The organism is Lysinibacillus sp. NPDC096418 (genome assembly GCF_044762775.1).
Classification (GTDB): domain Bacteria; phylum Bacillota; class Bacilli; order Bacillales_A; family Planococcaceae; genus Lysinibacillus.
The window spans coordinates 49,343-71,283 of record NZ_JBIWEY010000009.1 but is presented as its reverse complement, the minus strand read 5'-3'; the positions used below and the strand labels follow the sequence as shown (position 1 = coordinate 71,283).

The following is a 21,941-nucleotide window of genomic DNA, read 5'->3' as shown; positions in this document are numbered from 1 at the left end:
CTCCTGATTATACTTTACCTATCTCTTCAGGTTGAATAAAACCGATAGTAAAATAAGTATAGCCAGTTGTCACCACGCCGGCAGTATCATACTACAAAAAGATGTATTTATAAGAATCTTTATTTTTTAACTTAAATAGTAATAAAGGAACTTTCTAAATAATCTGAATTATGAGATATTTATAAGAAAATTTATTTATAAGGGGGTATTAATAATGAGCAAATTCACTAACTTTTTATCGCTTGTCATTGGAAATTTTCTAACGTTAGGGGCTATTTTTGTGTATGCTACTCAAAGTCAAATAAAAATTGAGCTTGGCACATATGGTTTAGTGATGGGACTCTTTAGTACTCTCTTAATCACTGTCCTTTATGTTTGGAGTGACAGAGAAGAACCCATGACAAATCATATTTCAAAATAAAATAGAACAGATAATTCACCAAATTTTGTTCTTCATACAAAAGTCTATAACTTACTCAACAATTCATTAAATCTTCAGAATTTATAAATAAATAATTAAAATGACTATTCAAACTATTCTCTCTTTAGTATGATGGATTTATGATTTAACAGTTCAACGCGTTAAATTATTAAAATACATATATTCAAAATCAGGGGAGATACATAATGACAAACATTAAATTTCATTCAGGCGAAAATATTCCACTAGAAATGCACAAAGTTCGAATTGTACAAAAGTTAAACTTACCACCGATCGAACGTCGCGTTGAGGCGATACAAGAAGCTGGCTACAACACATTTTTACTGAAAAATGAAGACATCTTCATGGATATGCTAACTGATAGCGGTGTTAACGCAATGAGTGATCGTCAACAAGCATCGATGCTTGAAGCAGATGACAGCTATGCTGGCTCTGCTACATTTACAAAACTTGAAAATAAAGTTGAAGAAATTTTTGGTACAAAATATTTCCTACCTACACACCAAGGTCGTGCATGTGAAAATATTCTTGCACAAGTGTATGTAACACCAGGTTCGATTGTACCGATGAACTATCACTTTACTACTACAAAGGCCCATATTTCACTGAATGGTGGCCAGGTCGAAGAAATTTTCTTAGAAGAAGCACTTAACTTAACAAGTGATGTAGCATTCAAAGGAAATGTTGATATTGATAAATTGAATGCGTTAATTGCTGAAAATGGCGCTGAAAAAATTGCCTTTGTTCGTATGGAGGCAGGTACTAACTTAATCGGTGGGCAACCATTCTCATTAGCAAATATGCGTGATGTACGTAAAGTGTGTGATGAGCATAATTTACTTCTTATTTTGGATGCCAGCTTATTGGCTGATAATCTTCACTTCATCAAAGAGCGCGAGGAGCAATATCAATACGCGACGATTCGTGACATTACACGTGAAATGGCAGATTTATCAGACATCATCTACTTCTCTGCACGTAAATTAGGCTGTGCACGTGGTGGTGGTATTTGTACAAATAGCGAAGATGCTTACATGAAAATGCGAGAGTACATTACGCTATATGAGGGCTTCCTAACATATGGTGGGATGTCAGTACGTGAAATGGAAGCAATCACAATTGGCCTAGAAGAAACAATGGACGAACAAATGATTAACCAAGGTCCACAATTTATCGCCTATATGACCGAAGAACTTGTAAAACATGGCGTACCAGTTGTTACGCCTGCTGGGGGTCTAGGTTGCCATGTGAATGCTTCGGACTTTTTACCTCACGTAGAACAAAGCGCTTATCCTGCTGGAGCACTTGCTGCAGCAATATATATCGTTGGTGGTGTACGTGGGATGGAACGCGGTACATTGTCAGAGCAACGTGACGAAAATGGAGTAGAAACACTATCAGCCATGGAACTTGTACGTCTTGCACTACCTCGACGTGTATTTACATTATCACAGGTGAAATATGCTATAGATCGTATCGTCTGGTTATATGAAAATCGTGATCTAATTGGCGGTTTAGAATTCGTAGACGAACCAAAAGTTCTGCGTTTCTTCTTCGGTAAGCTCGGTACAACTTCGGCTTGGCCACAATTGCTAGCTGATAAATTCCGTGAGGACTTTGGAGATAGCTTATAATTTAACGATTCCTCTCTGTACTAACCTGCAGAGAGGATTTCTTTTTGTCAAAAAACCTTCCTTTTCAGAATGATTCCTTTTTAAAAATGGAGGTTTTTTGTAGGAAAGTGGATTTTTTTGTAGAAAATTTCAAAACAATTATTGTGACTTGAAACAATTTTCTGTATAATCAGCTTGTTTGAAAATACTTTTTTATGAACCTGGGGGTAGACAATTGGGTAAAGCATTGATTATAGGAGCTGGCGGAGTAGCCAGCGTTGTGGTACACAAGTGTGTTCAAAATTCGGACGTATTTGAGGAAATCTGTATCGCAAGTAGAACTGTTTCAAAATGTGACGCTCTAAAAGAAAAACTAGACGGCGGAAAGACAAAGATTCAAACCGCACAGGTAGATGCTGACAATACTGACGAGGTAATCGAGCTTATTAAGAGCTTTGGACCTGATGTAGTCATTAACGTAGCACTGCCTTATCAAGATTTAACGATTATGGATGCTTGCTTAGCTACAGGTGTGCACTATGTGGATACTGCAAACTACGAGCCACCTGAAACGGCAAAATTTGAATATAAATGGCAATGGGCTTACAAAGAGAAGTTTGAAAAAGCTGGTCTAACTGCACTACTTGGTAGTGGCTTTGACCCTGGCGTAACAGGCGTTTTCACAGCTCATGCGCAAAAACATGAATTCGATGAAATTCACTATATTGATATCGTCGATGCAAATGCTGGTGATCATGGCTATCACTTTGCAACAAACTTCAATCCAGAAATCAACATCCGTGAAATTACAGCGAATGGTCGTTACTGGAGAGAAGGCGAGTGGATTGAAACAGCACCACTTGAGAAAAAAGAAGTGTACAACTTACCAGAAATCGGACCAAAAGATATCTACCTTCTGTATCATGAAGAATTAGAATCTATTTCTAAAAATATTAAAGGTTTAAAACAAATCCGCTTCTGGATGACATTCTCTGAGAAATATTTAACACACTTAAAAGTATTAGAGAATGTTGGTATGACATCAATTGAGCCAATCGAATATGAAGGCAAAATGATTCAACCAATTCATTTCTTATCGAAAGTATTACCAGATCCTGCTTCACTTGGGCCACGTACAAAAGGTAAAACAAATATCGGCTGTATCGTTCGTGGACTAAAAGATGGCAAGGAAAAAACATATTACGTATATAACGTATGTGATCACGAAGAATGCTATAACGAAGTTGGTTCACAAGCAATTTCATACACAACTGGCGTACCGGCCATGATCGGTGCAATGCTTGTGATGAACGGCACTTGGCAAAAGCCTGGGGTTTACAATGTGGAAGAATTCGATCCGGATCCATTCATGGATGCATTAAATAAATGGGGCCTTCCATGGCAAGAAAGTCATAATCCAGAATTATTAGACCTTGATGAAAAAGCTAAGGAACTAAGCCGATGAAACCTATTGACTTCACGAAAGTCCCATCCCCTGCCTATGTAGTGGATGAAAGGCTATTAACGAGAAACCTAGAACTTTTAAAATCCATTCAAGACCGTACAGGCTGTCGTATTTTACTTGCACTAAAAGGATTTTCGATGCATTCGACATTCCCTTTAGTCGGTGAATATTTAGCTGGTATTACGTCTAGCTCTTTATTCGAAGCACGTCTTGGTTATGAAAAAATGGGTAAAGAAGTCCATGTCTATGCCCCTGCTTATGTTGAACATGAAATGGACGAACTACTAGGCTATGTCGATCACATCGTCTTTAACTCGTTTAACCAATGGGCACAGTACAAAGATAAAGTGAAGGCAGCTGGTAAAACAATTGAGTGTGGTATTCGCGTGAATCCTGAGTACTCAGAAATTGAAACAGCCCTTTACGACCCTTGCTTCACAAACTCTCGCCTTGGCACAACGCTTGCAAACTTTAAGCATGACGAGTTAGACGGCATCGATGGTCTCCACTTCCATACGATGTGTGAGCAAAACTCTGACACACTTGAGCGTACAATTGCTGTAGTGGAGGAAAAATTTGGTGAAGTCCTTTACCAAATGAAATGGTTAAACTTCGGTGGCGGACACCATATTACACGTGAAGATTATGATGTGGAAAAGCTTGTTGGCATTATTAACTACATCCAGGACAAATACGATTTACAAGTATATTTAGAGCCGGGTGAAGCCGTGGCTTTAAACACTGGCTATCTAGTTGCTACAGTATTAGATATACAACAGAACGGAATGGACCTTGCTATTTTAGATACATCTGCAACATGTCATATGCCAGATGTACTTGAAATGCCCTACCGCCCTGTTATTATCGGTGCCGGACAACCAAATGAACTAGCACACACTTATCGTTTAGGCGGACTTACATGCCTTGCTGGGGACATTATCGGGGACTATTCTTTTGAACAACCATTAAAAACAGGTGATAAACTTATTTTCACTGATATGGCACACTACTCGATGGTAAAAAACCATATGTTTAATGGTGTGAATCTTCCTGCGATCGTTTCTTACAACGACGAAGAAGGCATCAAGGTCATTCGTGAGTTTAAATTTGAAGACTATAGTGGAAGACTTTCATAATTTGTCTAAAAAAGTAACTTAGTATAATTATAAAAAAACGTAGAGCTCTTAAGCCTCTACGTTTTTTTCATTTTCAAGCATTTTGTGTAAGTAGTTAATAATTTCACGAATACCATCAAGTGAATTTACTAAAACTTTCGGATCAACATACGTGATCATACGATTTTCTAGATTTGCCACAGCTGTAAAATAGCGTGTCTTCGAATAATTTACAAGACCTACTTGTTTTAAAACAGACTCATCAAAATCGAGAATTTCTTTCGCATCCGTTACAAGCAAACCATAATTTACGATATCTGTATTTAAGACAATAATTCGAGCTGTCGATGACGTTGTCGAGCGATTATACAATATACGCTCAAAATCAAGCACCGGTATAAGTTCCCCGCGAATTCTCGTAAAGCCTAATAAGTAATTAGGTAAATGGGGAATCGGTGTGACATGCTCTAGCTTTTCAATCGATATCGCTTGTTCTACTGGAACAGCATACTCTTCTGTTCCACAAGCAAACACAACTGTTTTTACACTTTCCATGCGGTCACCCCTTTAATTTGTTACTAACAATGAGCAAATCTAAAAATAGTTATTTCCAATCTATTAATAGTATAGAGCTTTCCGCAGGCACATCGTAAGCCGTAACCCTCGCTAAGCGCGGTTTGTTGCGTCTTACGTCTCATGTATTCCTGCTGGAGTCTCGCGCAGTTGCTACAAGCTCTATCTAGCATTGTGGAAATATTAGTAATTATGTTTTGGCAAAGAGCCAATTTTGCTCATTTAAAGCTGTTATTAATGCTTGGCAGACTCTTTTACAATTTCTACAAGTAAATCTGCTAATTTTTCGAGTTCTTCGACTGGAATCTTCTCATTTGTAGTGTGAATATCTTCGTACCCAACAGAAAGATTAACCGTAGGAATTCCAAAGCCTGCAATGACATTCGCATCAGAGCCGCCTCCTGAAATACCTAGCTGTGGTGTACGATCAATATTATGCACAGCTGCCATCGCTACTTGCACGACCTTATCTTGCTCTGTCACACGGAAACCTGGGTACATTATCGTTACTTCCACCTCAGCACGCGCACCCAATGAAGCTGCTACCTGCTCAAATGTATCCTGCATATGCTTTGTTTGTGCATTTAATTTTGCTTTGTCAATCGAACGTGCCTCTGCTATAATCGTCACTTCATCACAAACTATATTTGTTGCTTGACCGCCTTCAAAACGACCAATATTCGCAGTTGTTTCTTCATCTAATCTACCAAGCTTCATCTGTGCAATACATTTCGATGCAACAGTAATAGCCGATATACCTTTTTCTGGCGCAACACCAGCATGTGCCGTTTTACCAATAATTTTAGTAAAAATCTTTGCTTGATAAGGAGCTGCTGTCACGATTCCTCCGACTTTACCATCACTATCCACTGCAAAGCCGTATTTTGCTTTAATTTTAGAAGCATCTAATTCCATCGCACCGACTAGTCCACTCTCTTCACCTGCTGTAATGATGAATTCAATATCACCATGGGCAATATTCTGTTCTTTTAAGCGTTTCGCCATTTCAAATAATGCCGCAAGACCAGCCTTATCATCAGCACCTAAAATCGTAGTTCCATCTGAAACGATATAGCCGTCTTCACGGATTGAAGGTTTAATGCCCTTACCTGGAACAACTGTATCCATGTGAGAAGTGAAATAGATTGGCTCTACATCTAAAGTACCTTTTAACGTAGCAATTATATTCCCTGCCCCGTGGCCATTACGTGTATGTGCATCGTCTTGCTCTACTGTAAATCCAAGTGCTGTTAATTTATCCATTAATACCGGAGCAATCTTTTGTTCATACTTTGTTTCTGAATCAATTTGTACAAGTTCAAAAAACTCTTCTACTAAACGACTTGTCATGTTGTAGGACTCCCTTAGTTCACGTGTTTTACACGCTATAGTATCCCCTATATTTTATCATAACGGACGAGCGGTTGAAATCAATTATGTCAGAGTTTGGCTGCCCACTGAAAAAGTGTTTTTTCAATAGGCTGTTTTCTCAAAGATTGTTGTTATTCAACTAACGGTGCAGAACAGTTCAATAAGAAAAGAGGTTTTATCTGATAATAAAGCAACTTAATAATAGGTAAATAGATAATTTAAATCCTATTGTTTAAAAGGGAACAACATCCATTTACAAAATGTTACAATTGAAGATGGTATATGAAAAAGTTTAAAGGGGGAACTTTTCATTGATAAAAGAAATAATAAAAACGAATAGAGGAGAATTTGAAGTGTTTATTGGAGGAAAAGGAACAAAACCTATTTGCATTTCACATTTATATCAAGAATTTTCATCAGGTGATGAGCCCTACTCAAAAATAATAGGTGAACATTACAAAGTAATATTAGTGAACTTGAAGAACGCTGGGCACACTTGCAAAGCAAACTCCAAAAAGGAATTAACAATGGAAGAAACAGTAAAAGATTTAGAAAGTATTCGAGAAAAATTAGGATATAATACTTGGGCATTTGCTGGTCATTCAACAGGTGGTTTTTTAGGATTAACTTACTTAAATATGTACCAAGGAAAATTATCTGAAATTATTTTATGTGGAACGGCAGCTTCTAATAAGATTAATCATTCTAAAAACAACTTATTCAATGTGGAAAATCGAAAATACAGAAAAGAAGCAGCTAAGATTTTCTTTAAAATGTTATTTCCATTAATGAGTAAAAAGACAAAAGAGGAAGCAAATAAAAATTTTTTTCAATTATGCCTCCACAATAAAGAAAAAATAGAAGAGCATTATAAAGAAATCGAAAACATAGGGATTAACAAATCAAGAATGAGAGCCTATAGCTCTGAATTTCGTAAGTATGATGTTAGCGAAAAAATTAAGAACAAATCTATTCCTACTTTAATTTTATGTGGAAAATATGATGTGCAATGTCCTGTTGAATTTTCCGAGGAGCTTCATAAACTTTTACCAAATTCACGCCTTGTCATCTTTGAATATAGCAATCACTTCCCATTTATTGAGGAAAATGAAAAATTCGTTAACACTATACAGGAGTTTAGTGTGCAAAATTATGTTAGTTAAACGTACATTAACAAATTATAGTTCTTCTTTAACTGACACGGGTGCTTTAATTGAATAAGAACTTACGAAAGCTCAAACATAAAGACCAGGTTAATCTACAAAATGTGTAGGTTCAACTTGGTCTTTATGTTTTAATAGCAACAATCTATACGAAAACAGCCTTTCAATAAAATCTCTAATAAAATATTACTTAAAGGATTTTGCACTCTAGCATTCGCTTTCGTCGCAAAGTAAACTCTTCTACGGGAAAAGCAAGAGCTAAAGGCCCCGCATCTAGCGTAGCGAAGGAGAAGACTGAAACCAAGCCCGTGGAAAGCGCCTATTCTTTTATAGATGAACATAATTGTTATGAAAATTACTTAAAAAAGCCTGTGGGAAAAACGTGTAAACGCTTCCCACAGACTCTATTAGCATTCTAAAATCACAGTTTGCTCCTGCTTAAGCTCTTCTATATATTCTTTGGCCTTAATTTGCTTTTCCTGCAAACGTCTAAGGGTATTATGGACATCATCTTGCACACGTGAAACCTGTTCTCTAGCAGTTGATATTTTAGAATGTACCGACCATGCTGAGAAAATATCATCAAAGAAGTAGTCCGCAAACTTTACAAAACCATCCGTTTCCACATGTAATGATTGAGTGTACATATTTTGCACATCCAATAACTCATTTTGGAAACGTTGCAAAGCTATTTGTGCATTGTGAAGATAACTCTCTGATTTATCAAGTGAGTCGTGTTTTAAATGTGTCGCCAATAACCCACCACCAAAAAACGTATCCCACGTCGAATAACTACCTGCGGAATGCAGTGATGCAGCTGCTTGCCCAAGAGCCGATAATGCAACTTCGCCTGCATCATGTGCCTCATTAATTTCTTTCATCAATTGCTTTGTCAAAATTTCCTCATCCACTAAGTGCTCAAGCTTCTGTGCTTCGACGGGATTATGTAATTGGAGATACACTTTCTTTTTAACTTTTAGCTGCGATAACTCTTCTTGTAACTGTGGAAGATTAATTTGCGTTAATTTTTTTGTTACTTGTTCAAGGTCATTTCGTAAATCTTGATTTATCTTTTTTGCTTCATTTATTTTTAATTCGAGGACTGCCGCTTTGTCTATTTTTTCAGCACGAAGCTCATCCTGTTGTCCCGTCCAAGTACGAACCATATTCATAAATGAAAAGCCTTCTAGCTTATCGAGTTTCAAGCGAATTTTATTGAGAACCGTGGTGTTATATGTAATATCTTGCCTCGCATGCTCGATTTGTCCTTCAATCAGAGTTTTTTGCTCACTTAATCTCTCATAATTTCGAATTTGTGTGTGAATTTCTTCCTGATTTTTTTGTAATTGTCTCCATTCCATCCGCTTCATCTCCCTTATCAATATATACGTATGAGCGGACAGAATGTTTCAATTTTCAGTCATTCTTATACATTTTTCTATAAAAGTAGCTCATCACCAAGACTAGGGGTTGATTTCCGTTCCGCCAGCGTGCTTTCCTGGAGGCGTCCAGTAAGCCGCTTCGGGCAACAGATTTTTTTTGAAGCGTCAGCTACATGATGTTGGTCACAAAGGAGTCACGCTGGCTCCACTATAATTAACAAATCCATGTCAACCCCACATTTTGGTGAGGAACCATAAAACTGACATTACTAAACTCCGACTCTAAAAAACCCAGTAACCAAAGAGGCTACTGGGTTTGTCCATCCAAATCTTATAGCGGAATGTTTCCGTGTTTTTTCTCTGGACGTGTTTCCTGTTTAGTTGAAAGCATATCTAGCGCTTGGATTAGCTTGATACGAGTATCGCGTGGATCAATAACATCGTCTACCATACCGCGAGATGCTGCAACGTATGGATTTGCGAATTTCTCTTTATATTCTTCGATTTTTGCTGCACGCGTTGTCTCAGGATCTTCTGATTTCGCGATTTCACGTGCGAAGATGATGTTTGCTGCACCAGCTGCACCCATAACTGCGATTTCAGCATTTGGCCAAGCAAATACAAGGTCAGCACCGATTGATTTAGAGTTAAGGGCTACATATGCACCACCGTATGCTTTACGAAGGATAACTGTAATTTTCGGTACAGTTGCTTCTGAGTATGCATAAAGGATTTTCGCGCCGTGACGGATGATACCACCATGCTCTTGTTTAACGCCTGGGAAGAAACCAGAAACGTCTTCAAATGTGATGATTGGTACATTGTACGCATCACAAGTACGGATGAAACGAGCTGCTTTGTCTGAAGAATCAATATCAAGACCACCAGCTAAAACTTTTGGTTGGTTACATACAAGACCTACTGATTCACCAGCAATACGAGCAAAACCAACTACTACGTTTTTCGCAAATTCAGAGTGAACTTCCATGAACGAACCTTCGTCAACTACTTGTTCTACAACTTTACGTACATCGTATGGACGTGTTGTTTCGATTGGCACAACATCCACGATTTCTGGACGGTAATCGTCACCCTCTGGTTTCGCTTGACGAGGTGCTTTTTCTTTGTTGTTTTGTGGTAAGTAGCTAAGTAATTGTTTAATTTGCTCAACTGCAGCCTCTTCAGAAGGTGCTCGGAAGTGAGCATTACCACTAATTGCATTATTTACTTTAGATCCACCAAGGTCTTCAGCAGAAATCTTTTCACCTGTAACAGTTTCAATTACTTTAGGGCCAGTAATGAACATTTGAGATGTTTTATCTACCATCAGGATGAAGTCAGTAATTGCTGGTGAGTACACTGCCCCACCCGCACAAGGTCCCATGATAACTGAGATTTGTGGGATTACACCCGAATAAATCGCGTTACGATAGAAAATGTGACCATAACCATCAAGAGAAAGCACGCCTTCTTGAATACGAGCGCCACCTGAATCATTAATGCCGATAAATGGCGTACCATTTTTCGCTGCAAGATCCATTACTGTAGCCATTTTCTTCGCATGCATTTCACCAAGAGCACCGCCGAATACAGTGAAATCTTGAGAGAATAAGTATACTGGACGGCCGTTAATTTTACCGAAACCAGTTACAACACCATCACCAGGACCTTCTAATTTCTCCATACCAAAGTCAACTGTACGGTGTGTAATGAATGGGTTGATTTCGAAAAAAGTACCTTCATCTAGTAATAATTCAATACGCTCACGAGCTGTTAATTTCCCTTTTTCATGTTGCTTCTCGATGCGCTCATAGCCACCACCAAGTTCAATTACCGTCTTACGGTCATACAAGTCATTAATTTTGTCGAACATATCCATACTGATCACTTATCTCCTTTTCCACTTTTATCGCATAATTCATACAACACACCGAAAGATGATTTTGGATGCATGAAAGCAACCTCAGCACCACCTGCACCCGGCCCTGGTTCTTCTGATAAAAGACGAACGCCTTTTTCACGAAGCTCAGCCATACGCTCACGAATTCCTGTTACACCGAAAGCTACGTGGTGAATGCCCTCGCCACGTTTTTCGATGAATCCGTGTATCGCACTTTTTTCACTCATAGGTTCTAGTAACTCAATTTTCACGTTACCAGCATCGATGAACGCAACACGAACCTGTTGAGATTCAACTTCTTCTACTTTTAGTAACTTTAAACCTAAAGTTTCTGTATAATATGTAATGCGTTCATCAAGATCGCGCACCGCAATCCCGATATGGTCTACTTTCTCCATGGTGACATCTCCTTCTGTTATGGTACATCTCTATTTTACAGACTTTTTCGACAAAACTCTACTACTTGAGAAATATTTCAGATTTGCTAAACTATTTATAAGAAAAGAAGGAGCGAACGAGCATATGAGCAATAAAAAATTTCAAAAAGTCGTTATCTATGCCATGATTATTATTATGGTAGTGTCAACTCTTGCATTTGGTTTATCGATGCTAGCGTAAGAAAATGAGGCGCGTCCACACTACTGTGGGCGCGCTTTATTTACATTCAGGCCTCCAAAAGACTGCTTAATCTCTAAATATCGGTCCATTTCCTCGATAAACTGGTAGAGTGCAGCTTGTGCTAAAAATTCTTGATGGTCTTTTGGCAGTGGTAACTGCGCAAATTCCGTCTTCACAAGCTCTAACTTTTCCCTAAAGTGATATGCCGTATTTCCAGGATGTACATTCTCTGCTAAATCCTCCATGAAGTCTGCTACTAGATCAGCCTCTTGTACTATAACAGGAAGTGCAGTTACTTTTGGGAGTACACGTTCAATTATTTCGAGCTGTTTCTCACGCATATCAAAATAAACATAATAATTATTCTGGCGTCTTAAAAAATGATTTTCGACATCTTTAAAAGCCAGAGACTTTGCAGTATTTAATACTTCTATTGCCTCTATAATTTCTCGGCCGTCCCAAAGTGTATCGCCTTCTCTAAGGTAGGTAGCAATTTCTTTGAAAATCATCATGTATAATTCTTCTACTCGCACGCGATAATAATCTAACTCTTTCCCGATATCTTCCATATACATATTAACCACTAGGCCCGTGGTAAAACCAATAGCCATTAATGCAAGCTCATTATAAACTAGCCCCATTGAAAAACTTTCGACTGTGTAAACATGCAAGATAATAACCGCACTCGATACAAAACCGTCTACCACCTTAAGCGATACGATAGTCGGGATATAGAGCACTAGCATTATCGCTAAAGCAAGTGGATGATAACCAAGTAACTCAAAACATATAAAGCCATAAATCATACCGATAAGAGCTGAAACTAGGCGTGTATAAGCGGATTCTAGGGATTTCTTTTTTGTTGGTTGTACACATAAAATTGTCAAAACGCCAGCTGAAGTATAAAATTCTAAGTTGAAATACTGTGCAATAGCTATCGCAATTGCTGTACCAATTGCAGTTTTTAATGTGCGATAGCCAATTGAAAATTTTTTCAGGGTCAACTGCCTCCCATTCTCTACAGGTTTATAAGGATTAACATCCATTACAAAAGTAGTTTACCCCTCAATCCTCCGACTTATAAATGTACCCAATATTGCAAAAACTTTAGAGAAATAAGGCTAAAACGCTAAAGCGCTTTAGCTCTACCTTACTTACAATTCTTCACAATACTCTTCGAAGTTTGCTTGTAAATTTGTCACAACTGACATTGGATCATGGCCTTCGATTTCATAACGACCAACTTCTGCTACTACTTGTCCATCTTTTAATAGCACAAATGATGGAGAAGATGGAATGTGGTCTTCACCGAAGTGATAACGAGCCGCTGCTGTTGCTTCTTTATCTTGACCTGCAAATACAGTTACAAGATGATCAGGACGTTTATCATAATGTACGCAGTTAGCCGCAGCTGGACGTGCAATACCTCCTGCGCAACCACATACTGAGTTCACCATTACTAAAGTTGTTCCTGGGCGTGCAAAAGCTTCTTCTACAGCTTCCGGTGTACGAAGTTGTTCGTAACCAGCAGCCTCCATTTCTCCACGCGCAGTTTTTAAAATTTCCTGCATAAATAAATCATAATCCATGTTCATACGTAAAACGCTCCTTTCAAGTTTGAGCCAAAATGGCTACAAAGGTATCCATAACAACGCTTCTTAGGCTACCTTTGATCCGCTATTATCCAACAAATTTATTGTCAAATCGATACCCCTCTTATCATAGCAGTAAGTTACGATTTTGTGCACCTACTTGCTCTTAAAAGAACGTATTATTTCAGTATATTGTCGTCTCGGAACAAACTATCTACACCTTGTGTAACCGTCATTTGGCCATCAAGAATTTGACGTTCAAGAAGCTGTACCTGTGCCTTACGTGTCGGATCACCATAAAAAGTATCAATTAAATGATCAGTAATCATCGATTGGAACCATTCTTTTGTTTGGTTTTGACGTCGAATCGACCAATAATTGTTCGCTACAACCGTTTGTTTGAATTCATCGACAATATCCCAAACTCTGTCGAGACCACGTTTTTCCCATGAGCTTACTGGTAATGCCGTAGACATCCAACCTGGTGTTGCGGGCTGTAAGAAATGAAGAATTTGTTTGTACTCAGAAACGGTCTTTTTAGCTAGACGTACATTATCACCATCTGCTTTATGCACAACAATCGCGTCTGCTAATTCCATAATCCCTTTTTTCATACCTTGTAGCTCATCCCCTGCACCTGTTAAAACGAGCAGTAAGAAAAAGTCGACCATACCACGTACGTACGTTTCACTTTGTCCAACGCCAACTGTTTCAATCAAAATCACATCATAACCTGCTGCCTCGCAGACAAGCATCGTTTCACGTGTCTTTTTATGGACACCCCCAAGGGTACCAGCAGACGGTGATGGCCGAACAAATGCATTAGGCTTTTTCACGAGCTCTTCCATTCGTGTTTTATCACCTAAAATACTGCCACCGGATAATGAAGAACTTGGGTCAATCGCAAGAACAGCTACCTTTTTCCCCATCTCACATAGCATCGTTCCGAATGCTTCAATGAATGAGCTTTTCCCTGCCCCTGGTACGCCAGTAATCCCAATCCGGACACTATTGCCTGTATGAGGAAGAAGCTCTTGTAAAAGGTCTTGTGCGAGTGCTTTATGACTAGTATTTGAGCTTTCGATGAGTGTGATTGCTTTCGATAATTGCGTACGTGAGCCTGCTCGTACTTCCCGTGCAAGCTCATGAACATCAATTTTTTCTACTTTTTTCTTTCGGAATTTTTTCGGTGTACCGTATTGCATACCGTCGTGAGTTGCCTCAACGCCGTCCATAACAAAAAGCGCACTTTCTTCTATCCCTTTTTTTTTGTCCATTATTCAGACACTTCCTCATAACCTAAACGTTTGTAGATTTCTTCGATGATTTTTTGTGCAGATACTGGAATTACTGTACCTGGTCCAAAGATCGCTACTGCGCCAGCTTCATAAAGGAATTCGTAGTCTTGAGCTGGAATAACGCCGCCAACGATAATAATAATATCTTCGCGTCCCAGCTTTTCTAGTTCAGAAACTAATGCTGGCACTAGCGTTTTGTGTCCAGCTGCTAATGAAGATACACCAATACAATGCACGTCATTTTCTACTGCCATTTGCGCAGTTTCCTCTGGCGTCATGAATAACGGAGAAATATCTACATCAAACCCTAAGTCAGCATAGCCCGTTGCAATTACTTTTGCACCACGGTCATGACCATCTTGTCCCATTTTTGCGACTAAAATACGTGGACGACGACCTTCGTTTTCTTTGAATTCTTCTGTCATTTGTTGTACTTCTGTAATTTGCTCTTCATCAGAGAAGTTTGCAGAATAAACACCAGAGATTGAACGAATAACGGCTTTATGACGACCAGAAACTGCTTCGATAGCATCAGAGATTTCACCTAGAGATGCACGTGCACGCGCTGCATCTACTGCTACTGCAAGTAAGTTTTCTTCGCCATCTTGTGCTGCTTTTGTCAGACGTGCTAAATGTTTTTGTACTTCTGCTTCGTCACGAGCTGCTTTCATAGCATCTAAGCGCTCGATTTGTTTTTGACGTACAAGTGTGTTGTCGATATCAAGAATATCGATTGGTTCTTCTTTGTCTAGGCGGTATTTGTTTACGCCGACAATTGTTTCTGATTTCGAGTCGATTTTCGCTTGGCGTTTTGCCGCTGCTTCTTCAACTTTCATCTTAGGAAGACCCGTTTCGATAGCTTTTGCCATCCCACCAAGCTCTTCGATTTCTTCGATTAATGCCCATGCAGATTTTGTAATTTCATCTGTTAATTTCTCAACATAATATGAACCGCCCCATGGATCGATTACTTTCGTCATACCCGTTTCTTCTTGTAAGAATAGCTGTGTATTACGAGCAATACGCGCTGAGAAGTCAGTTGGAAGTGCAATCGCTTCGTCAAGTGCATTCGTATGCAATGATTGTGTATGCCCCATTGCCGCAGCATTTGCTTCAATTAATGTACGTGTCACATTATTGAATGGATCTTGTTCTGTTAAAGACCAGCCAGACGTTTGTGAGTGCGTACGTAATGCTAATGTTTTTGGGTTTTTCGGGTTAAACGTAGACATCATTTGTGCCCAAATACGGCGCGCCGCACGCATTTTAGCTACTTCCATGTAATAGTTCATGCCAATTGCCCAGAAGAACGATAAACGTGGTGCAAAGGCATCGATATCAATACCAGCTTTAAGACCTGTACGTACGTATTCAAGGCCATCTGCTAGTGTATACGCAAGCTCGATGTCGTTTGTCGCACCTGCTTCTTGAATATGGTAACCAGAAATAGAAATCGAGTTAAATTTCGGCATAAATTTCGCTGTAAACTCGAAAATGTCTGCAATAATTTTCATCGACATTGCTGGTGGATAGATATACGTATTACGAACCATGTACTCTTTTAAAATATCATTTTGGATTGTTCCAGCTAATAAATCTGGAGTAACCCCTTGTTCTTCAGCAGCTACAATATAGAATGCAAGGATTGGTAAAACCGCACCGTTCATTGTCATAGAAACTGACATTTGGTCTAGTGGGATTTGGTCAAATAGAATTTTCATATCTTCTACAGAGTCAATAGCTACCCCAGCTTTACCTACGTCACCAGTTACACGTGGATGGTCAGAGTCATAACCACGGTGTGTTGCTAAGTCAAAGGCAACCGAAAGACCTTTTTGACCCATCGCAAGGTTACGTTTATAGAAAGCATTCGATTCTTCCGCTGTTGAGAAACCAGCATATTGGCGTACTGTCCAAGGACGTGCTACATACATAGTAGGGTATGGACCACGAGTGTTTGGCGCAATTCCAGCCACGTCATTCAAGTGTTTTGCATCTGCGATATCTTCTTTAGAGTAAATATCTTTTATTTCAATACCTTCATTCGTCATGAACATTTCTTCTGACGCTTTTGGTGCTGTTTTTGCTAATACTTTTTCGATTTCAACTGTACTAAAATTTGGCTTGCTCATCGTGCTACCTCCTTGATGCTAACAGACACTGCATTCAATTTTTCAATGATGTTTTGTCCTGCAAAAATAAAGCCATTCAAGCCATTTGCTAACCAAGCTTCTTCTTCATCTTTAAACTTACCAGCTACGTCTACTATGACACCCTCTGGTTTGCCTGCTAAAATGGCAGGCAATAATTCTTTTGTAAAGTCATCGTTTGCTGCAATTACAACATATTTTGCTTCTGTCGTATTTAACCAAGCCAATGCTTCTTCTACCGTTGAAATTTGACCACTTTTTTCTGGTACAAGTCCTACAGTATTTAAGAATCCTGAAACAAAATCTGCACGTGGTTTCGAACTTTTTAGTGAGCCTAATGTTAAGATACCAGTTTTCAGATTAGTTGCAGTCATTTCAGCACGTAGTTGCTCGAAAGGTATCGCAATACGCTTAATATCTTCAAATAGCGGGTTAGTTTCGTTTTCAAGAACATCAGCTGGATTCGCATAAATATTCGTACCAATTAACGATTGTTTGCGTGTTTGTACCGCTTTTACTCGTGCTTGATAAGAAGCTTCTAATTCTTCAGATAATTTACCAGTTGCTGCATAAGCGTCAATGCCACCTGTTGCTTCAATTTCTAAGAATAGTGCCCATGCTTCTTTCACAAAGTCTGCTGTTAAAGATTCAACAAAGTAAGAGCCACCTGCTGGATCAGTTGTTTTTAGGACATTTGTTTCTTCTCTTAATACTAAAGATACGTTACGTGCAATACGAACAGATTGTTCTGTAGGTTTTGTTAACGCATCATGTGGGTGAACTGTAAATACATCCGCACCACCAATTAGGCCCGAAAGCGCTTCATTTGCAGCACGTAGTAAGTTTACATATACGTCTAATTTAGAGAAACCACGAAGTGAAGTTTCAGCTAATGTAGGTACTTTAACATTTTCTGTGACGCCATACGCCGATGAGAACGCTTTCCAAAGTACTTTAAATGCGCGAAGTTTTGCGACTTCTGTAAAGAATTGTGTATCAACAGCAAATGAAACATAAAAATTATTAGCAAACGCTTCGAAATTTTCTGTCTGTTCAGCGTATTTAGCTGCTATTGCTAGCGCATAAGCTAACTCTTGGACAGCATTTGCACCTTGATTATGATAAACGATTGTATCCGCACCATAAGTTCGCACATTTGAGAAATCTGAAAGTACTACTGGCTCTTTCGATACGATGTAGCCATTTACTGTTTCTCGTTTACTAGCATCAATTTTTTCGAAGACTGCCATTAATGGGTCATTAGCATTTTTCACCGTAATTTTGAATGAATATTCCGATAAATAAGGAGCCAATTTTGCGATTACTTCTTCAGTCCATGTGAAGTTTACGCGACTATCAATTGTAACAATTTCATTGCCACGAGCTAAACTATCATCAAGCTGTGCAAAGAATACTTCACTTGAATCTGCATAAACTTGCTGAGCCACTCTAAATACAGAAGTATTTTGCAGGGAACGGATTGTGGCTACTTGTTTGTCAAGTTCTTCACCAAGTTTTGCTACAAGACTTTCTTGTGTATACAGTGGTTCAAGTGTAATACCTTCACTTGTTTTCGTTAAAAGAGACTCGAATGGTTTCCCTTTTAAAGCTTTAATTGCTGCATCTTGCCATTCAGAATAGGACGGCTTTTCAAATTCAATATTTTTCATGTTGTTTGACATGCGGACGCTAATAGCTTCCCCCCTTAGTAGTTTCTATTTGCTATTCTACATTACAAAGTGCGTGTCGAAAAGCATAAAAAAATGCGGAAACCGTTATATAACAGGTTTCCGCACACTCATCAGTAGACTGATGTTGAAGATTTACTTGTGTTTTCGAGTATTTCTTTCACTCTTTTTAGAAATTTACCACAAATCAATCCATCTAATATACGATGGTCTAACGATAAACATAAATTTACGATATCCCTTGCGGCAATCATTCCACCTTGTAAAATCACCGGTTTTTTCACAATACTTTCCACTTGTAGGATAGCTGCTTGGGGATAATTTATGATTCCCATTGACTGCATAGAGCCGAATGCGCCCGTATTGTTTACAGTAAATGTACCTCCCTGGATATTTTCCATCGTCAGTTTTCCATCTCGCGCTTTTCCTGCAAGCTCATAAATTTCTCTTGCAATACCTTTTATCGATTTTTCGTCAGCGTGTTTTATAACAGGTACAAATAATGCATCATCCGACGCCACAGCAATTGAAATATTAATGTCATGCTTTTGAATTATTTTGTCATCTGACCAAACAGAATTCAACATTGGAAATTCTTTTAAAGCTTGCGCCACTGCCTTCACGAAGAACGCAAAATAAGTAATATTATAGCCTTCTTTTTGTTTAAACTCAGTCTTTATATGATCACGATAGCTAACTAATTCCGTTACATCGACCTCCATCATCATCCAGGCATGTGGGATTTCTTGTGCACTACGCACCATATTATTGGCAATAGCGCGTCGCACCTTCGTTACCGGAATTTCAATATCCCGCCCCTGTGCTAATGGTTGTGACGGAACTGATGTTTCCTGCTGGATTGAAGATGGCGCTGATGATGTAGTATCTACAGGTGTTTGAGTTGAAACAACTGAGGAAGCAATATTTGTCGGAGCACCACCTGCATCAATAAGCTGTTGTAGATCCTTACGCGTAATTCGGCCACCCTCCCCTGTTCCCGCAACCTGATCAAGTACTATGTCATGCTCTTGAGCGAGTTTGAGCACTGCTGGCGAGTAGCGTAGCTTATCTGAACGCACTGTTTTTTCAGTTTGTGCGGGCATCGGTACTGTTTTAGGTACTTCCTGTTTCTTTTGTACCCCTGCATTTAGAATAGCTGAGCTCACCGCTGACTTTTTCGGAGGTGGTGGCGGTGGTAACTCGCTGTCACTCGCAATTTCGATGGAACAAACAACCGAACCAACTGGTAGTGTTTGCCCCTCTTCTGCAAGAAGCTCTGAAATAACGCCTTCAAAGGAAGATGGTATTTCAGCATTTACTTTATCCGTGATAACTTCCGCTAATGGGTCATATTTTTTTACTTTATCACCCGGCTGGACAAGCCACCTTTCAATCGTGCCTTCAGTGACACTCTCTCCAAGTTGCGGCATTGTAATATTTTGAACTGCCATCATCTATTCCTCCTATCAAATACGCTTCGGTGTAATTGCGACCACTACCAATAGTGGTGGGTGTTTTCTGCAACTGAATATATCTGCTGATTGAAGATAAAGTTAAAATGCGGCTAACTCACGCATCGCACGTTCCACTTTTTCAGGATTAATCATGAAAAACTTCTCCATTGTTGGTGCATATGGCATAGCTGGTACATCTGGCCCTGCTAATCGCTTAATCGGTGCATCTAGTTCAAATAAGCAGTGTTCCGCAATAATTGCTGCAACTTCACTCATGATACTACCTTCTTTGTTGTCCTCCGTGACTAGTAACACTTTGCCAGTCTTACTCGCCGCTTCGATAATCGCTTCTTGATCTAGTGGGTAAACAGTACGAAGGTCTAATACATGTGCAGAAATACCATCAGCTGCTAAGCGCTCCGCTGCTTGTAAGGCAAAATGTACCGCCAATCCGTAAGTAATAACTGTGATATCTTCTCCCTCACGTTTAACATCTGCTTTCCCAATTGGCAGTGTATAATCATCTGTTGGTACCTCGCCTTTGATAAGACGATATGCACGCTTATGCTCAAAAAATAACACTGGGTCTTCATCACGAATAGCTGCTTTTAATAAGCCCTTTGCATCATACGGTGTAGAAGGAATCACAATTTTCAAACCTGGTGTACCTGCAAATAAAGACTCTACCGATTGTGAATGATAAAGTGCCCCATGAATACCACCGCCAAATGGTGCACGTACTACAATCGGACAAGACCAATCATTATTCGAACGATAACGAATTTTTGCTGCCTCTGACACGATCTGATTGACTGCTGGCATTATGAAATCTGCAAACTGCATTTCTGCAATTGGACGCATTCCATACATTGCAGCGCCAATACCAACACCTGCAATAGCACTTTCTGCGAGCGGTGTATCTAAAACACGGTACTCTCCAAACTGTTCGTAAAGTCCTGTAGTTGCTTTAAAGACGCCGCCCTTTCGACCAACGTCCTCCCCTAGGATGAAAACTCGTTCATCACGTTCCATCTCTTCCTTCATCGCTAACGTAATTGCATCAATATAAGACATTACCGCCATTACAGGTCACCTCCATCCACTGGTGCATAAACATATTTCAATGTATCTTCAGGCTTGGCATACGGCGCTGCTTCTGCATAATCTGTCGCCGCATTCACCTCAGCCATTACGCGATCTTCTATTTCAGCACGAAGCGTATCATCCATAATGCCTGTTTCCCGTAAATATTTTTCAAATGAAATAATTGGATCCTTCGCTCTTCCTTCTGCTATATCTTCAGCAGTCCGATACTGGCGATCATCATCATCTGAAGAATGTGCTGTTAAACGGAATGTCACTGTCTCAATTAAGCTTGATCCTCCACCATTACGTGCGCGCTCAGCTGCCTCCTTCACAACTTTGTATACTTGCAAAGGACATTTCCCATCCACAGTAATACCTGGCATACCATAACCGATTGCGCGATCGGATACTTTAGCGCAGCCTAATTGACGTTCTACCGGGACAGAAATCGCATACTGATTGTTTTCTACCATTATAATTACTGGTAATTTATGCACTCCCGCGAAGTTAGCCCCCTCATGGAAATCACCTTGGTTTGAAGACCCCTCACCAAGAGTCACGAATGTGATAAAATCTTCTTTTTGCAGACGTCCCGCTAATGCAACACCCACTGCATGCGGCACTTGCGTTGTTACGGGCGAAGAGCCTGTCAAAATACGATTTCGCTTTTGCCCGAAATGACCTGGCATTTGGCGCCCTCCGGAGTTTGGGTCTTCTTCCTTTGCAAAAGCTGATAACATTAAATCTCTAGGCGTCATGCCAAAATGTAACACAACACCCATATCCCGATAATACGGGGCTATATAATCTTTATTTTTATCTAGTGCAAATGCAGCACCCACTTGAGCAGCTTCCTGCCCTTGACAGGAAATCACAAATGGAATTTTCCCGGAACGATTTAATAGCCACATACGCTCATCTAAGCGTCTTGCCATTAACATTGTTTCAAACATTTCAATTACCTGCTCATTTGTTAATCCTAACTCTTCATGTCGAATTTGAACTTCTTGCATACGAACACCCCTTTCGTA

19 protein-coding genes are annotated in these 21,941 nt (G+C 39.4%); 6 read left to right on the top strand and 13 right to left on the bottom strand.

Going from position 1 to position 21,941, the window contains the following annotated elements; genetic code table 11:
• Positions 1–214 precede the first annotated feature (214 nt).
• From ACIQZG_RS10040 to nspC, 4 genes are all read left to right on the top strand, one after another.
• A complete protein-coding gene (locus ACIQZG_RS10040; RefSeq protein ID WP_402755043.1) occupies positions 215–421 on the top strand; it encodes a hypothetical protein in 207 nt (68 codons plus the stop codon).
• Positions 422–627: 206 nt separating this feature from the next.
• Complete coding sequence (locus ACIQZG_RS10035) at positions 628–2,076, top strand: tryptophanase (RefSeq protein ID WP_402755042.1); 1,449 nt, start codon at positions 628–630, stop codon at positions 2,074–2,076.
• Positions 2,077–2,290: 214 nt separating this feature from the next.
• Positions 2,291–3,520 carry a saccharopine dehydrogenase family protein gene (locus ACIQZG_RS10030; RefSeq protein WP_402755041.1) on the top strand — a complete coding sequence of 410 codons (1,230 nt, stop codon included), beginning with the start codon at positions 2,291–2,293 and terminating at the stop codon, positions 3,518–3,520.
• Complete coding sequence (nspC, locus tag ACIQZG_RS10025) at positions 3,517–4,656, top strand: carboxynorspermidine decarboxylase (RefSeq protein ID WP_402755040.1); 1,140 nt, start codon at positions 3,517–3,519, stop codon at positions 4,654–4,656. The genes ACIQZG_RS10030 and nspC overlap by 4 nt, the downstream gene beginning before the upstream one ends.
• 48 nt (positions 4,657–4,704) lie before the next feature.
• Here nspC and ACIQZG_RS10020 read toward each other — a convergent pair whose 3' ends face one another.
• Both ACIQZG_RS10020 and ACIQZG_RS10015 read right to left on the bottom strand, forming a co-directional pair.
• The gene (locus tag ACIQZG_RS10020; protein WP_402755039.1) at positions 4,705–5,190 is read right to left on the bottom strand and encodes a chemotaxis protein CheW; all 486 of its coding nucleotides are present in this window, start codon (positions 5,188–5,190) and stop codon (positions 4,705–4,707) included.
• Between the two features lie 252 nt (positions 5,191–5,442).
• Positions 5,443–6,558, bottom strand: coding sequence for a M20/M25/M40 family metallo-hydrolase (locus ACIQZG_RS10015; protein ID WP_402755038.1), 1,116 nt, complete (start codon positions 6,556–6,558; stop codon positions 5,443–5,445).
• A 332-nt stretch (positions 6,559–6,890) separates the two neighbouring features.
• Here ACIQZG_RS10015 and ACIQZG_RS10010 point away from each other — a divergent pair, with 332 nt between their 5' ends.
• Positions 6,891–7,742 carry an alpha/beta fold hydrolase gene (locus ACIQZG_RS10010; RefSeq protein WP_402755037.1) on the top strand — a complete coding sequence of 284 codons (852 nt, stop codon included), beginning with the start codon at positions 6,891–6,893 and terminating at the stop codon, positions 7,740–7,742.
• A gap of 407 nt (positions 7,743–8,149) precedes the next feature.
• On the opposite strand, the gene ACIQZG_RS10005 is transcribed toward ACIQZG_RS10010, so the two are convergent.
• The 3 genes from ACIQZG_RS10005 to mce form a co-directional block, all read right to left on the bottom strand.
• Positions 8,150–9,103: a hypothetical protein gene (locus ACIQZG_RS10005; protein WP_402755036.1), complete on the bottom strand. Its 954-nt coding sequence runs from the start codon at positions 9,101–9,103 to the stop codon at positions 8,150–8,152.
• A 352-nt stretch (positions 9,104–9,455) separates the two neighbouring features.
• Positions 9,456–11,003, bottom strand: a complete 1,548-nt coding sequence (locus ACIQZG_RS10000) for an acyl-CoA carboxylase subunit beta (protein WP_402755035.1) — start codon at positions 11,001–11,003, stop codon at positions 9,456–9,458.
• Between the two features lie 5 nt (positions 11,004–11,008).
• Complete coding sequence (gene mce / locus ACIQZG_RS09995; RefSeq protein ID WP_053594596.1) at positions 11,009–11,422, bottom strand: methylmalonyl-CoA epimerase; 414 nt, start codon at positions 11,420–11,422, stop codon at positions 11,009–11,011.
• Positions 11,423–11,546: 124 nt separating this feature from the next.
• Here mce and prli42 point away from each other — a divergent pair, with 124 nt between their 5' ends.
• Positions 11,547–11,642 (top strand): stressosome-associated protein Prli42, encoded by a 96-nt coding sequence (gene prli42 / locus ACIQZG_RS09990; protein WP_402755034.1) that lies wholly within the window; start codon positions 11,547–11,549, stop codon positions 11,640–11,642.
• Positions 11,643–11,662: 20 nt separating this feature from the next.
• On the opposite strand, the gene ACIQZG_RS09985 is transcribed toward prli42, so the two are convergent.
• The 8 genes from ACIQZG_RS09985 to ACIQZG_RS09950 all read right to left on the bottom strand — a co-directional run bounded on the left by ACIQZG_RS09985 (position 11,663) and on the right by ACIQZG_RS09950 (position 21,923).
• Entirely contained in the window at positions 11,663–12,688 is a 1,026-nt protein-coding gene (locus ACIQZG_RS09985) for an aromatic acid exporter family protein (RefSeq protein WP_402755033.1), read from the bottom strand.
• Between the two features lie 108 nt (positions 12,689–12,796).
• Positions 12,797–13,237 (bottom strand): BrxA/BrxB family bacilliredoxin, encoded by a 441-nt coding sequence (locus ACIQZG_RS09980; RefSeq protein ID WP_402755032.1) that lies wholly within the window; start codon positions 13,235–13,237, stop codon positions 12,797–12,799.
• Positions 13,238–13,413: 176 nt separating this feature from the next.
• The gene (meaB, locus tag ACIQZG_RS09975; RefSeq protein ID WP_402755031.1) at positions 13,414–14,511 is read right to left on the bottom strand and encodes a methylmalonyl Co-A mutase-associated GTPase MeaB; all 1,098 of its coding nucleotides are present in this window, start codon (positions 14,509–14,511) and stop codon (positions 13,414–13,416) included.
• Positions 14,511–16,664: a methylmalonyl-CoA mutase gene (gene scpA, locus ACIQZG_RS09970; protein WP_402755030.1), complete on the bottom strand. Its 2,154-nt coding sequence runs from the start codon at positions 16,662–16,664 to the stop codon at positions 14,511–14,513. The genes meaB and scpA overlap by 1 nt, the downstream gene beginning before the upstream one ends.
• Complete coding sequence (locus ACIQZG_RS09965) at positions 16,661–18,352, bottom strand: methylmalonyl-CoA mutase family protein (RefSeq protein ID WP_402755029.1); 1,692 nt, start codon at positions 18,350–18,352, stop codon at positions 16,661–16,663. The genes scpA and ACIQZG_RS09965 overlap by 4 nt, the downstream gene beginning before the upstream one ends.
• A 131-nt stretch (positions 18,353–18,483) precedes the next feature.
• Positions 18,484–19,821: a dihydrolipoamide acetyltransferase family protein gene (locus ACIQZG_RS09960; RefSeq protein WP_402755028.1), complete on the bottom strand. Its 1,338-nt coding sequence runs from the start codon at positions 19,819–19,821 to the stop codon at positions 18,484–18,486.
• Between the two features lie 102 nt (positions 19,822–19,923).
• Entirely contained in the window at positions 19,924–20,907 is a 984-nt protein-coding gene (locus tag ACIQZG_RS09955; protein WP_402755027.1) for an alpha-ketoacid dehydrogenase subunit beta, read from the bottom strand.
• Positions 20,907–21,923 carry a thiamine pyrophosphate-dependent dehydrogenase E1 component subunit alpha gene (locus ACIQZG_RS09950; RefSeq protein WP_402755026.1) on the bottom strand — a complete coding sequence of 339 codons (1,017 nt, stop codon included), beginning with the start codon at positions 21,921–21,923 and terminating at the stop codon, positions 20,907–20,909. Before ACIQZG_RS09950 ends, ACIQZG_RS09955 begins: the two co-directional genes overlap by 1 nt.
• Positions 21,924–21,941 lie beyond the last annotated feature (18 nt).

What these genes read in the sequence shown, in the direction of transcription:
- ACIQZG_RS10040 (WP_402755043.1), top strand. Translation starts at nt 215, where the DNA reads ATGAGCAAATTCACTAACTTTTTATCGCTTGTCATTGGAAATTTTCTA.
- ACIQZG_RS10035 (WP_402755042.1), top strand. Translation starts at nt 628, where the DNA reads ATGACAAACATTAAATTTCATTCAGGCGAAAATATTCCACTAGAAATG.
- nspC (WP_402755040.1), top strand. Translation starts at nt 3,517, where the DNA reads ATGAAACCTATTGACTTCACGAAAGTCCCATCCCCTGCCTATGTAGTG.
- ACIQZG_RS10020 (WP_402755039.1), bottom strand. Translation starts at nt 5,190, where the DNA reads ATGGAAAGTGTAAAAACAGTTGTGTTTGCTTGTGGAACAGAAGAGTAT.
- ACIQZG_RS10015 (WP_402755038.1), bottom strand. Translation starts at nt 6,558, where the DNA reads ATGACAAGTCGTTTAGTAGAAGAGTTTTTTGAACTTGTACAAATTGAT.
- ACIQZG_RS10005 (WP_402755036.1), bottom strand. Translation starts at nt 9,103, where the DNA reads ATGGAATGGAGACAATTACAAAAAAATCAGGAAGAAATTCACACACAA.
- ACIQZG_RS10000 (WP_402755035.1), bottom strand. Translation starts at nt 11,003, where the DNA reads ATGGATATGTTCGACAAAATTAATGACTTGTATGACCGTAAGACGGTA.
- mce (WP_053594596.1), bottom strand. Translation starts at nt 11,422, where the DNA reads ATGGAGAAAGTAGACCATATCGGGATTGCGGTGCGCGATCTTGATGAA.
- prli42 (WP_402755034.1), top strand. Translation starts at nt 11,547, where the DNA reads ATGAGCAATAAAAAATTTCAAAAAGTCGTTATCTATGCCATGATTATT.
- ACIQZG_RS09985 (WP_402755033.1), bottom strand. Translation starts at nt 12,688, where the DNA reads ATGGATGTTAATCCTTATAAACCTGTAGAGAATGGGAGGCAGTTGACC.
- ACIQZG_RS09980 (WP_402755032.1), bottom strand. Translation starts at nt 13,237, where the DNA reads ATGAACATGGATTATGATTTATTTATGCAGGAAATTTTAAAAACTGCG.
- meaB (WP_402755031.1), bottom strand. Translation starts at nt 14,511, where the DNA reads ATGGACAAAAAAAAAGGGATAGAAGAAAGTGCGCTTTTTGTTATGGAC.
- scpA (WP_402755030.1), bottom strand. Translation starts at nt 16,664, where the DNA reads ATGAGCAAGCCAAATTTTAGTACAGTTGAAATCGAAAAAGTATTAGCA.
- ACIQZG_RS09965 (WP_402755029.1), bottom strand. Translation starts at nt 18,352, where the DNA reads ATGAAAAATATTGAATTTGAAAAGCCGTCCTATTCTGAATGGCAAGAT.
- ACIQZG_RS09960 (WP_402755028.1), bottom strand. Translation starts at nt 19,821, where the DNA reads ATGGCAGTTCAAAATATTACAATGCCGCAACTTGGAGAGAGTGTCACT.
- ACIQZG_RS09955 (WP_402755027.1), bottom strand. Translation starts at nt 20,907, where the DNA reads ATGGCGGTAATGTCTTATATTGATGCAATTACGTTAGCGATGAAGGAA.
- ACIQZG_RS09950 (WP_402755026.1), bottom strand. Translation starts at nt 21,923, where the DNA reads ATGCAAGAAGTTCAAATTCGACATGAAGAGTTAGGATTAACAAATGAG.